This window comes from Shewanella inventionis, assembly GCF_014641855.1.
Classification (GTDB): Bacteria; Pseudomonadota; Gammaproteobacteria; order Enterobacterales; family Shewanellaceae; genus Shewanella; species Shewanella inventionis.
In genome coordinates this window covers 63,417-76,212 of sequence record NZ_BMII01000026.1, presented here as the reverse complement: position 1 = coordinate 76,212, position 12,796 = coordinate 63,417, and the positions used below count along the sequence as shown (strand labels likewise).

At 39.2% G+C, this 12,796-nt stretch carries 10 protein-coding genes; 4 read left to right on the top strand and 6 right to left on the bottom strand.

Going from position 1 to position 12,796, the window contains the following annotated elements:
* Positions 1-110 precede the first annotated feature (110 nt).
* Both IEW93_RS15455 and IEW93_RS15450 read left to right on the top strand, forming a co-directional pair.
* Complete coding sequence (locus IEW93_RS15455; protein WP_188740193.1) at positions 111-767, top strand: DEAD/DEAH box helicase; 657 nt, start codon at positions 111-113, stop codon at positions 765-767.
* Positions 768-815: 48 nt separating this feature from the next.
* The gene (locus IEW93_RS15450) at positions 816-1,151 is read left to right on the top strand and encodes a hypothetical protein (protein ID WP_188740192.1); all 336 of its coding nucleotides are present in this window, start codon (positions 816-818) and stop codon (positions 1,149-1,151) included.
* A gap of 49 nt (positions 1,152-1,200) precedes the next feature.
* On the opposite strand, the gene IEW93_RS15445 is transcribed toward IEW93_RS15450, so the two are convergent.
* The 6 genes from IEW93_RS15445 to IEW93_RS15420 are packed head-to-tail and all read right to left on the bottom strand — an operon-like array spanning position 1,201 to position 11,232.
* Positions 1,201-4,425, bottom strand: coding sequence for a type I restriction endonuclease subunit R (locus IEW93_RS15445; protein ID WP_188740191.1), 3,225 nt, complete (start codon positions 4,423-4,425; stop codon positions 1,201-1,203).
* On the bottom strand, positions 4,425-6,410 hold the full coding sequence (locus IEW93_RS15440) for a UvrD-helicase domain-containing protein (RefSeq protein ID WP_188740190.1): 1,986 nt from the start codon (positions 6,408-6,410) through the stop codon (positions 4,425-4,427). Before IEW93_RS15440 ends, IEW93_RS15445 begins: the two co-directional genes overlap by 1 nt.
* Before the next feature lie 9 nt (positions 6,411-6,419).
* Complete coding sequence (locus IEW93_RS15435; protein WP_188740189.1) at positions 6,420-7,001, bottom strand: hypothetical protein; 582 nt, start codon at positions 6,999-7,001, stop codon at positions 6,420-6,422.
* Entirely contained in the window at positions 6,998-8,197 is a 1,200-nt protein-coding gene (locus IEW93_RS15430; RefSeq protein WP_188740188.1) for an ankyrin repeat domain-containing protein, read from the bottom strand. The genes IEW93_RS15435 and IEW93_RS15430 overlap by 4 nt, the downstream gene beginning before the upstream one ends.
* Positions 8,190-9,539 carry a restriction endonuclease subunit S gene (locus IEW93_RS15425; RefSeq protein WP_188740187.1) on the bottom strand — a complete coding sequence of 450 codons (1,350 nt, stop codon included), beginning with the start codon at positions 9,537-9,539 and terminating at the stop codon, positions 8,190-8,192. The genes IEW93_RS15430 and IEW93_RS15425 overlap by 8 nt, the downstream gene beginning before the upstream one ends.
* Positions 9,529-11,232 carry a type I restriction-modification system subunit M gene (locus IEW93_RS15420; protein WP_188740186.1) on the bottom strand — a complete coding sequence of 568 codons (1,704 nt, stop codon included), beginning with the start codon at positions 11,230-11,232 and terminating at the stop codon, positions 9,529-9,531. Before IEW93_RS15420 ends, IEW93_RS15425 begins: the two co-directional genes overlap by 11 nt.
* 283 nt (positions 11,233-11,515) lie before the next feature.
* Here IEW93_RS15420 and IEW93_RS15415 point away from each other — a divergent pair, with 283 nt between their 5' ends.
* Both IEW93_RS15415 and IEW93_RS15410 read left to right on the top strand, forming a co-directional pair.
* Positions 11,516-12,130, top strand: a complete 615-nt coding sequence (locus IEW93_RS15415) for a hypothetical protein (RefSeq protein WP_188740185.1) — start codon at positions 11,516-11,518, stop codon at positions 12,128-12,130.
* Between the two features lie 128 nt (positions 12,131-12,258).
* Positions 12,259-12,723 (top strand): DUF6998 domain-containing protein, encoded by a 465-nt coding sequence (locus IEW93_RS15410; RefSeq protein ID WP_188740184.1) that lies wholly within the window; start codon positions 12,259-12,261, stop codon positions 12,721-12,723.
* The last annotated feature ends 73 nt before the right edge of the window (positions 12,724-12,796 follow it).

Sequence of the window (12,796 nt, the reverse complement as noted above, 5' to 3'; positions counted from 1 at the left end):
AGCCGATCACTCAATACTATTTTGACCGAAAAGTGATCGGCATCGATGGTATTGAGTGATCGCGATGAATGGTATTAGGTGATCGGCTTAGATGGTATTAGGTGATCGCGATGCATGAGAATATGCACGTGCAAAAACTAGATGAATTGAGGTATGAAAACCCTAGGGCCGGTGGTTTGGTTGTGGCGAGTTCTATCCATCATGCTATGGAGCTATATAGAATTCTTAAATCCGATTTCAAACAATCCGCATGTATTGTGACCTCAAACCTAAAAAATACCTCTAATATTATTGATACATACCGTAACAATACTACCCAATGGATTGTCAGTGTGGGGATGATTTCAGAAGGCACTGATGTACCACGACTTCAGGTTTGTTGCCATTTAAGTAGAATTCGTACTGAAATGCATTATAGGCAGGTGTTAGGGCGTATTTTAAGAATATCAGATAATGCAAAACAAGCATGGCTGTTTACTCTAGCGGAATCTGCCCTTATCGATTTTGCTAATCGGATTGGTCATGATTTACCTGATTATCCTGTTGTTTTTGCTCAAAACGAAAATCAAAAACTTAATCTGGAATTATCTAATACTGAGTCTGATATTGACGTGATAGAAGAGACTAATGTGTTATCTTTGAGTGAAAATAAATCTTTATCTATTTTAAAGCACGCACAAAAACTAACCGACCTTGAAGAAGAGAATCAATTTAATCTAGCACTACTCGGAGGCTATAAAGAAAAATTAATAAACATGATTATCTGATATGTGCAAATTAATATTAAATCTGCGGAGCAATTCTAGGAGCGGACAATGCAAAAAGATCTTGTTAGTTTTAATCGATATCCAGACCGAACACTATTTACTTTTGTTAATCTTTTTGCTGGTATAAGATACCCGGTCAACATGATGTTTATGCCTGATAAGACTGTTATCGTGGTTGTTGCAGGTGCTCAATATCGATGCAAATCGGATCTAATCATATTACGAACTGATACCACTTCCGTTAGGGATAAAAAGCTTGAAGACTTAACGTATTCAATCAAAGCAGATCAGCTAAGTTTTTATATTCCAGCGATTGTTTACAAGCAACTGATTTCTTATCCTGAATTTGGCCAACATAAGTTGATGGATGGTAATAATGACTAATAAACGATAAAAGACAAGGGATTACTCTTGTCTTTTATCCATCTAAATACTATCTATACCATCCATCAGCCAACACTTCAGCTTGTTCCAAAACAAGCTTAATCGCCGCTTCTGCTGCATCAGGTGGATATTTCCATCTACGCAGTAATCGGCGTACAAGATTGCGCATCCTCGCTCGCACACTATCGCGTTTTTGCCAATCAACTGTAGCTGACTTTCGCAATTGCTGAGTTAATTCAATAGCAAGGCTGCGCAAGTTATCATCACCAAGTTGACGAACAGACTCTTCGTTCTCGATTAATGCACGATAAAAAGCAATTTCATCAACGGAAAGATTGAGCCTATCAAGCATCTCTGCATCTTCTTGCATCTCTTTCGCCCATTGAATCAGTTCTTCAATGACCTGGGCCGTTTCGATGCTGCGGTTATGGTATTTTTGCAGCGTAGACATGATGCGTTCAGAGTATTTTTTCTCTTGAACGACATCGTTTTTCATCCGAGATTTAACCTCATCACGAAGCAACTTTTCCAGCAACTCCACAGCAAGGTTTTTCTCTTTCAGGTTCTTTACATCTTCTAAGAACTCTTCTGAAAGTAGGCCTATATTGGGTTTATCTAAGCCAACCATGCTAAATATATCGTCAACACCATCAGCAATTACAGCATTATCAAGAATTAACTTTAACGCGCTATTGCGTTGTTCATCAGTTCGCTTTTTATCGACTGTTGAATGTTTAATAAAGGCTGTTTTGATTGCGCTATAAAAAGCGATTTCGTTCTTATAGCCTTGTGTTTCATCCATGGTATTACAAAGTGAGTAGGCTTTCGCTAAAGCCGCCATAACGTCCAGAAAGCGACGTTTACCATCACGCTGCTCTTTGCCATTAGTTTGCGGTGTAACAAGTCCAGAAAGGTGATTTACAGCGCCAGAAAGTAATCTAATTGCATGAGTTTCAAAATCGGGACGGTAATTGAATATATTACCATCCACAGGTGTCGCAAACATGCCACGAATAATATCAATTTTTTCCATTAACACTGCAAATGCTTCTGCGGTATCAATAGTTGGCTGGCCTTTACCCTGACTGTTAGTATAAGTTTTTAGGGCATTTTTAAGCTCATTGGCAATACCAATATAGTCAACAACTAACCCACCAGGTTTGTCTTTAAAAACACGGTTTACACGGGCAATGGCCTGCATCAAGTTATGCCCCTTCATGGGCTTATCAATGTACATGGTATGACAACAAGGCGCGTCAAATCCTGTTAACCACATGTCTCGAACAATGACTAACTGCAGCTCATCTTCGGTATCTTTGTAGCGCTTTTCAAATAGCTTCTTGGTTTTCTTATCATGAATATGCGGCTGCATCTTTTCTTTATCAGAAGCTGAACCGGTCATCACAATTTTAATCACCCCTTTATCGGTATCAGGATGATGCCATTCTGGTTTAATCGCGATAATCGCATTGTATAAGTCGACGCAGATTTCACGGCTCATCGCCACAATCATGGCTTTACCTGGGAAGGTTTCAGTGCGAGTGGTAAAATGTTCAACCAGATCTTTAGCCACTTGCTCAATACGCGGCGCTGCACCAACTAATTTTTCTAAGGTCGCCCACTGAGATTTAACTTTTTCACGATCGGCAGTTTCTTCCTCTTCACCAATTTCATCTTCAACTTGATCGTTTAATTGTTCAATTTCATCTTGGTTAATATCCAGCTTAGCTAATCGCGATTCATAGTAAATTGGTACCGTTGCACCATCATCTACTGCATCTTGAATATCATAAATTGAAACATACTCACCAAACACGCCACGGGTATCTTTGTCATCCATGGCAATAGGCGTACCTGTAAAGCCGATAAAGGACGCATTAGGTAACGCATCTCGCATGTACTTTGAATAGCCGTAAACGAACTTGTGGCCGGTTACCACTCCGTTTTTATCCTTTATCTCAACCATCTTCGATTTGTTGCCATATTGGCTTCGATGAGCCTCATCAGACACAACCACAATATTGCTACGTTCAGATAGTTTTGGATGCTCTGTTTCGTCATCCAACAAAGCAAATTTTTGAATGGTGGTAAAAATAATCCCACCAGATTGGCGGTTAAATAACAGTTCGCGTAATGAGTCACGATCATCTGCTTGCTGTGGAATTTGCTTCAAGGTTTCTTGGGCCATGCCAAAGGTGTTAAACAACTGGCCATCTAAATCATTACGGTCAGTCACGACAACTATGGTTGGGTTATTCATACTGGCTTGCTGTAACAATTTACTGGCATAACACACCATAGAAATACTCTTGCCACTGCCTTGTGTATGCCAAACCACACCGGCTTTACCACTGCCTTGTTTGATTTTTTCTAGAGAAGGAATGGTGGTTTCTAGGAAGTTTCCTGAAGTATTCGATGCCCTAACGGTTGCTTCAACCGCTGCTCGTACAGCATGAAATTGATGGTAGCCAGCAATCTTTTTAATGATGTTGTCATTGTCTGTTTCAAACAATACAAAGTAACGGATGTAATCAAGTAATAAATCTTGCTTGAAAAAGCCTCTCACCATGGTTTCAAGTTGGTATTCCAAAAGTGGTTTATCATCTTCAGCCGAAACAGTTTTCCAAGGTAAGAAGCGTTCTTTATTCGCGGTTAGTGAGCCAACACGCGCAGTCCAACCATCACTCACTATTAACGCTTCATTGAAAACAAATAAATCGAATATTTCATCTTTATAGGTTTGCAGTTGATTGTAAGCATTCCAAATATCGGCATGCTCATCGGCAGGATTTTTAAGCTCAATCACTGCGATCGGTAAGCCATTAATAAATACAATAACATCAGGTCGACGGCTTCCTTTGGTACCTGTGATGGTAAATTGATTAACGATTAAAAAGTCGTTGTTTTCAGTGGTGGTAAAATCCATTAACTGTGCATGGGAATGCTTAGTTTTGGTCTCACCATCTTCAAACACGTTATATTCAACCGGCACACCTTCAATCACATATTTATGAAAAGCGCGGTTGTTTTTTATCAGTATTGGCGTATCAGGTAAGCAAACCGTATTCACTACATCAAGTAAAGCGTCATAGGGTAACTCGGGGTTAATCACCTCTAGCTGGCTTAATAACCGCTGTTTCAATACAACTTGATGGTAATCCTCACGCTCTGGTGATGGGCCGTCTGGGGCTATGTCATATCCGTTTTTATACTGGTAACCTTGATTGGTAAACCACCTGATACACTCTTGCTCTAATTGGTCTTCCGTGATCATTAAAACAAACCTCCATTATTTTTTTTGTTCAGGCTATTTTCAAAGAAATCTGAGAATTGACAGTCTTTACTGACATCTAAAACGATGAGATTTTCTACTGAACGAGTTATTGATGTATAAACAATTTCAGGCGTATCTTTTCCATCCATTAAATAAAAGACAGTTTTCGATTCTAACCCTTTGTAACTATGAACAGTAGATAACTTGATAAGACCACTATTGGCATAAAAATGATTTTTTTTTGTTCGTCTTGCTTTTTCTATATCTGTTTTGAGTTCTTTATGTTTATTGATGTTTGATTGTAAATCGTCTTCAGACATCTGTTTCAGTATATCAACAGACATATTTTGGTCATACTTATATATCAACTCTTGAAGTTCACTGTATGTTTCGAACATACAATGAGTTTTTTCAACACGATTAAATTGTTCAGCAACTTTCCTAACAAGATAAATATTTGATGACAAAACAACCACATCATTTGGATTAAAATTATGCGAACGAATCGTCTTTTGAATTAGCTCAAAGGATTGATTTTCCCAATCATCATAAACTGGATGATAATTTAGTACTTCAAAAGTGAGCCCCTGCTGGACAGGTATGGTGTCTAACAATTCTGAGTCCGTATATTTATCGATTAAATAATCTGATTGATAATCTTTAAACACTTGGTTCAGAGGCGACTCTAGACTTGTTCTATATGAACGTTTTAACTTTTTCCAACGACCAAATCCTTGTGCTATTACAGCCGCTCTCTCATTTTCGCGTTCGTAAATATTCTGTGATTCATCGCCAAATAAAACCATCTCTCCTTGTTCTGATAGAAAGTTATCTCTTAGGATTTTGACCCACTCAGACTCAAAGTCCTGCACTTCATCAACAAGAATGGTTTCGAAACGTTTTAGGCTAAGATATTGGAAAACATCGGTTTTATAGAGTGTCTGCAAGCCGTAACGTTCAATTAACTCGCTAATGTCTTGACCAGATTCATTTAGCTGGCTATTAAAAAACTGATGATAGTTAGTGACAGCAAAATTTTGCTCGTCTCTATAACCCAAAATATCACTAATACGATCTTTTATTAGGTTTTTAAGAGTGATATTAAACGTTACAATAAGTACCAAACTTTGATGTCTCTTATACGCATTGACAGCACGTTGAGCGATAATTGTTGTTTTGCCACAACCTGCAACACCTTTAATTTTTTCTGTCCCGATACTACTTTCAGCCAATTTATTTTGCTTGTCATCTAACGGAATCGATTTACCTTGTTTTTTTGTATGTTCACTAGGCATCAAACGTCGCTTAAGATCGTCATACACACGTTCATCGAAAAGAACATGTGATTTTGTCTGTTTGATTTTTTTAATAAAAGCCTCTAATTGATCCTTGCTACAAACCATTGATTTATCGCGACTTAAATTCCTAGTCCTTCGTGAAATAACTTCACGTTCCCTATCGTACTGTGCGAACGGCAGTTGTTTAGTTTGGTATTTCGAATTTAGTTTATTAGACTCTAGCTTTAACTCATTTTCTGCATCGAAATAAAAACTATCTAACTGGGATTTATGCGTGCAATGAAGGTAAACATAAGGATGAACAAGATTAAAAAAATATCGATTTTCTAGCCAGCTTAGACCAAGAACCGGCAGGTGGAGTTGGTACAAGTTTCTCTTGTAATTAAAAGCTTGTGACTGAGGCGATGAGATCTGAGAAGAACCTCTCGGCGTTTTAACCAACCACTTGTTATAACTATTTACGGAATAGTTATCTAAGTTGTAATCCTTAACTTCAATAACGTAAATCGCTACACCTTCTCTTAATATAATAAAGTCAGGCCTATCTCCATCCAGAAAAGGGTTAAAAAAAACCTCAAAAGTATCATCTAAATGTTCATTAAAATAATGAATGAGGTGTAACTCTCCCTCTGTTGGTTTAACTTTTAACCTAGTAATGTTCTCTATAGATGGGTAAAACTTTGCCATAAAATGTCCTTATAAAAATGGTAAACCAAACAAAGCTCCAATAATACCCAAAGGGCTAATAGGCAAGGCTATATCTGCTACAAGTTCAGCAAGCCCCTCGCTAGCAACGTCACTAACAATAGATTCACCGACTTGGTTGGCTATTTCACCAGTCAATACTTCTGATACAGCATCATCCAGAGCAACATTATCGATTCCTGAATCAATCACCATTGTACTATCAAAACTATTGGCTACTTCGCTTGTGACAATAATTGGAATGTCTGGGTTTTCAGCAAGTGTCTCGTTGATGTAAGACACGCTGTCAGTCGCTTTTAATTGCACTTCAGCCGCAATATCACCATCACTCATTAAGGCGATATCGGAAATTGGATGGTTAGTCGCTTCAAAGAGCATTGCATCCATTCCTTGCCCGTTGAGTGCATTGACAACCTCTTGTTCAAAAACAATGCCTTTGATGTTGCTGATGTGCCCTGTCATAGCATCGGGGTTAACATCAGCAAAGTAATCAAGAATTTCGTCGTTACTTGCAAGTTCAAGCTCGTTATAACCACGACGGACAGAATCAAAAACAGTGCTTTGAGCAATCATTGCTGGCGAGTTCCATTAATTGATGCCATTACTTTTTTGGCATAAATCTCTCGCTTGCTGCCAGAAGGACTTTTGTCATATTCCAAACGAGCTATCTCATATGCAGTATTTCCTTTTTTTGTCTCGAATTCAGTATTGACTCCTAACTTAAGCAACATATCAACTGACTCAAAATAACAATTGTCTGCAGCAACCATCAATGGCGACCAACCATCCTCATTAAGCAAGTTAAGGTTAGCTCCGTAACTATGGAGCAGCTCTAGCGTAGTAGCTTGATTGTAAGTTGCAGCCCAATTTGCAGCGGTTCTTCCGGACTGACTTTGAAGGTTGGCACTTGCTCCTTTCTCAAGAAGTAACGTAATCAGTTCGTTTTTACCATTTGCAGCAAGCAACGATAGAATAGGATGTGAATCCTTATTTCTCGCATTCGGATTAGCACCAGCAGCAACAAGCGCTTTGATCATTTCATCATCACCTTTAGTAACGGCAATAATCAGCATCGTTTCTTTATCTTCGTTTTCAACATCGGGATTAACGCCATCAGCTAGTAGCTTCTTAGCGATGTTGATCTGCCCATTTTGATACGCTGAAAGCATTGCGGCTTCGGAATACTTAGCGCTAAACACAGCCCCTTTGGCAAGTAACTGATCTACTACTTCTAAACGCTGTTTGAAGTAAGCGCCTGTAAGTGCATTCCAACCATCATTGTTACAAACATCAACAGCGGCCCCATGCTTAAGTAAAAACTCAACCGCTTTACCTCGTCCTTTCATTGACGCCCAAATCAAAGGTGTCCAGCCCTTGTCGTTACGGACATTAACTTCAGCGCCTTTTTCGACCATTAATTCAGCGAGTTCAAAATATTCATTATCTAAACAAAGCAACAATGCGCTGCTCATTTGTTGTGGACGATAGTTAGGGTTTGCCCCCCTGTGTAATAGTGCTTTAGCAATATTCAAGAAGCCAAGATCAATCGCCAACCGAAGAGGGTTATGACCTGCGTGATTGATATCAAAAACTTCACTGTTAATAATGTAATCAGCTAGTGTCGAGAACCCATTTTTCAAAGCAAGCTCAAATGGCGTAGCTTCTAGTTCTTCAAAAACCGTGTTTACCAACTCTGGCTGCTTTTCAAGTACGTCATTTAATAACGCCAAATTACCAGACTCTATTGCTGTTAATAGTTGCTCAGTCATTGGCGTTATCTCCTAGTGTGCCTAACTCGATTTCGCCCGAAAGCAATTTAGGAAGTAGCGTGTCACGTAATGAAGCAAGCACTCGAGATTGAGCAAAATTATTTTTAATCATCTGCAATATTGACGAGTATTGCTTGTTCCAAAGGTTTAAAATGTCTTCCGATGGAACAATTACTTCCATATCGCCAACATTAGCTAGACTAAGGTTTGCTTGTACCCCTTGGACAATTGAAGCAATTGCTTTTTGTTGCAATCTATTTTCACGCAGAGCCATGTAAACTAGAGGTAAATAGGTTTGTTTTTCTTTTAAACGAACAAAAGCAACAGCCTGATTAGTATTAACGTTATCAAGATCTTGATCGACAATAGCAACTCTACCAATGGTGCCTGCAATTGAAAATAAGATATCCTCTTTTTTAAGTATCGAGCGTTTGAGTTTAGTTGTATGAATAGAGTCAGGAATGTTCTCTAACTTACCTCTAAGAATCTCCCCTTGTTCATTAATATCTCTTACTTTGATGAATCTAATGGATGGTTCATCTGTTGCTGACTCCAGGTCCATCTTCGATGGCGTTGTGCCTTTGGATATCTTTTCTGATAAGGACTTTAAGGTTTTAAGTTCCCATCCCTCAGGAATTAAACCAAGCTCAGACTCAACTAGCTTTTCTGGAAAAAGCGAGGCAGTGGCGGCATCCATACCCTCAGGTTGCTCACCATTCATCTTGGCTTTAACGGGATCGAAATCAACAAACCATGACTTGAAGATGGTTTGTGCCATTTCCTCTAGGGTTTGGTTGGTTATGGAATTAAGCATGATCTTGCTTTCAAAGTTTTCTAAAACATCACCGATTTGCTTTTGGACGCCTAAAGGTGGCTTAGAAACCTCCAGAGATTCCAACATAGTTTTGGTTAGAGCGTTTCGCGTTCCACCTGTACTTGCAATAGTCAGAAGATAATTTTGCATCTTATTCGATGTCAAAAAATATCTAAGATAACGATGGTCAAACTCATCTGGAACAACTCGAAGAATTGCGACATGCTGATTAACTCGCGCAGGTAAATACTCATTCGGAGCTAAACATACTCTAGCAACAGAATCTCCCGTAATATTTATTAAAACATCATTGGGTTCAATAATGACATTTTTTAACTTCTGTGCTGCTTCTGACGTTATATAAACTAGACCTTCTGCTTTAAATCGGTCATTATAAATATTCTGACTGCGTATCAATGAGATATCACCACTATCTAAATAGACGCTGTTGCCACCTTTAGGCGTTGCACCACTGCCAATTTTGGAGCAATACTCGCCTAATTTAACTGTTGGCCAATTACAACTCATAGCCTAACCCCGCTAGATTCTTCTTGATCTCAGCTTCTAGCTTGACCGACTCTGCAAACTGCTCACTAAGTTTGGTAGTTAACATTTCCATCTTTTCAACAAATGGTACACCGTCATCAATTTCATCCGCTGCGCCAACATAACGACCTGGAGTGAGCACAAAATCATGCTTGGTGATTTCGGATAATGTGGCTGATTTACAAAAACCCGCTTGGTCTTCATAAGTGACGCCATTAACGGTTTCACCGGTTTTCCATGCGTGGAATAAGTCGGCGACTTTTTGAATGTCGTCAAAACTGAAGTCCCGCAGCACGCGGTCTTTCATGTAACCAAGGTTACGCGCATCAATAAACAGCACTTCACCTTTTCGGCCACGCAGTTTACGGCCGGCTTTATCAACGCGTGGGTTCTTATTTTTGGTTAAAAACCAGATACAAGCAGGGATTTGGGTGTTGGTAAATAACTGCCCAGGTAAAGCCACCATACACTCAATGAGGTCATTCTCGATTAATACCTGACGAATAGTACCTTCGTTGTTGGTGGTTGAACTCATTGAGCCATTAGCTAATAGCAGCGCCAATGAGCCTTCTGGCGCGAGGTGATGAAGCATGTGCTGCATCCACGCAAAGTTAGCATTACCTGATGGCGGCTGACCGTATTTAAAGCGAGGGTCGTTATCATCAACTCCTGTATTCCACTCTTTCATGTTGAATGGTGGATTCGCCATGATGAAGTCGGCACGTAAATCAGGGTGCTGCACATTGGTATAGGTACTGGCAGGCTCTTTACCAAAATCGTAATCAAGGCCACGAATCGCCATATTCATGGCCGCTAATTGCCATGTCGTGTGGTTGTACTCTTGACCATAAATCGAGATTTTGTGTTTTTGAGTCAGTGCATCAACTTGTTTTTCATGGGCGTGACGCTCAATGAATTTCTCGGATTGCACAAAGAAGCCGCCAGAGCCCATAGCTGGGTCATACACACGACCCTCAAAGGGTTCAATCATCTCAACTATAAGCGTTACGATTGAGGCTGGCGTGTAGAATTGGCCACCTTTTTTGCCTTCTGCTAGCGCGAACTGACCGAGCATGTATTCGTATACGTGCCCAAGAATGTCTTTACTGTTTAAGTCGGCATGTACAAACGGAATGGTGGCAATCAGGTTGATAAGCTCATTCAGCTTAGCTTGATCAATTTTCAATGAAGAGTAAGACTTGTTGAGTACACCTTTTAGCTTTGGGTTATCGCGCTCAATCCCTTCAAGGGCATTATCAATTAAGTGGCCAACCGAGGTTATCTTCTTGGTTTTACCATCGATATTTAATTCTGCACCGCCAATCACTAATGGGCCATTGTCTTGTAAGAACTGCCAGCGTGACTCAATTGGTAGCCAGAATACGTTCTTCTCGGTGTAAAAGTCACGTTGTTCAAGCTCAGCCTGAATCTGTTCTTGTAATTCTTCTTCGCTAAAATCTGCTGGGTCTAGGTAGTATTCATTATCAGGTTCAGCCAGCGCGGCTTTGATTTCATCTTGGCGAATTTTGAAGGCATCTGAGACGTATTTAACGAAGATAAGACCAAGAACGGCGTGTTTGTATTGAGCTGCATCGAGTGTAGAGCGAAGTTTGTCAGCTGCATTCCAAAGCTTAGCTTCAAGCTCTTTCAAAAATTGTTGTTCTGTTTGTTTCATTTGAAGTTTTTCTTATTTTAGAAGAATTGCCAACATCATATCATCAGATTTTAAAACAATCTTGAGTTAAAACTGAGTTTGATGACTTAAAAAACAAAAATAATGTGACGACATGTAAAAGGAAAGCGTAATTGTTTTTGTGTATAACAAACAGATGTTTACATTATTTAAAAAATGTTATCAATAAATGAACGTCGAGAATATAAGACTAAGTATCTAAATTTCACAAAACCATAAAGCAACTGAAATAAGATTGTGTTTTATGCACACTAAAGGCCACCAAATGACATCAAAAAGTAAAATTAACTATTATTGGGCAGAAATCAGACCTGTCGCAGCAGAATTTTTCCACTTTTGGCGTTCAAGGGATGACTATTTTTGGTTCAGGCAAATATGGGCTGAACTGGCAGAATCCGGTTATTTTGAAGCAATTTTAAGCGATGAAAACATAACATATAAAGCTGAAGCCCTCAGGGGACATGTGTTTTTATTAGTGCTCACATACCAAAGCTTCTCAATGCATGGCTGGAATGAGCATCATAATTTTACGAGTTTAGATAAAGATAAGCTGTTTCGTCTGATACATTTTATGCCATTAAATCTTAATTATATTTTTGAAGTCTTCTCTAATTATGTCAAAGAACACTGCGATCATTTAGCGGCTCATTTATGGTTTAGTTATCAACAGGGGGCCGAACAGTATATTTTCTCTGACACAACAAGAAATGAAGAGATACAACAATTGTTAACTGACGCTGTTGATATTTATTCAAACCCGGGGTTGGCGGACATCAGTCTCTCGTTGTCGGGATATGAGGGGAGATCTGGCCCTTTCAATCTCTGCGGACTTCTTGAGCCATTTCAACTAGAGGGGATATTAATACAATTAGATAATTAAAACGCTATTTAATCAATTTCATAGCAAGTAAAAGGCATATTGCAATTATAGTTTCGTTGAAGCCTAAAGAGTTTTCTTCGATCACGAATATGCGTCTCGACAAGTAAATTAAGCACAACGGAGCAAATGTGAATCATACTAAGTTTCAAGCACTTATTAAGGATCTATATAAAACTGTTGACCAGTTAGAGTCAATGTTCCCTGGCCGTCACTTCACTCCAGATGGGCATATGGTAGGCAGCATAGGTGAGTGCTTGGTTGCCGATGCTTATGGTTTAACCCTAGCGAATGCCTCAAACAAAGGATTTGATGCCGTAAGTGCCAGCGGTATCCGTGTCGAAATAAAAGCGACCCAATCCAAAAGTGTAGCCTTTAGGAGTTGCCCAGATCATGCCATCGTCATCAAAATTAACCCAGATGGTAGTTTTGAAGAAATTTACAATGGCTCAGGGGATAGAGTTTACAACCAATTTCACGGCAAAAAACTCCCTAGTAATGGTCAATATCAAATATCGATTTCAAAACTGCGCCAGCTACAACATGAAGTACCTGCAACTGAACGAATTAATCGAGTTAATGGTGATGAGGCCTAAATGATATTAATATTCAGATTTAATTGCTGATAACACGTATTTGGACAGAAATCATTTAGTAGCTTTATTATTA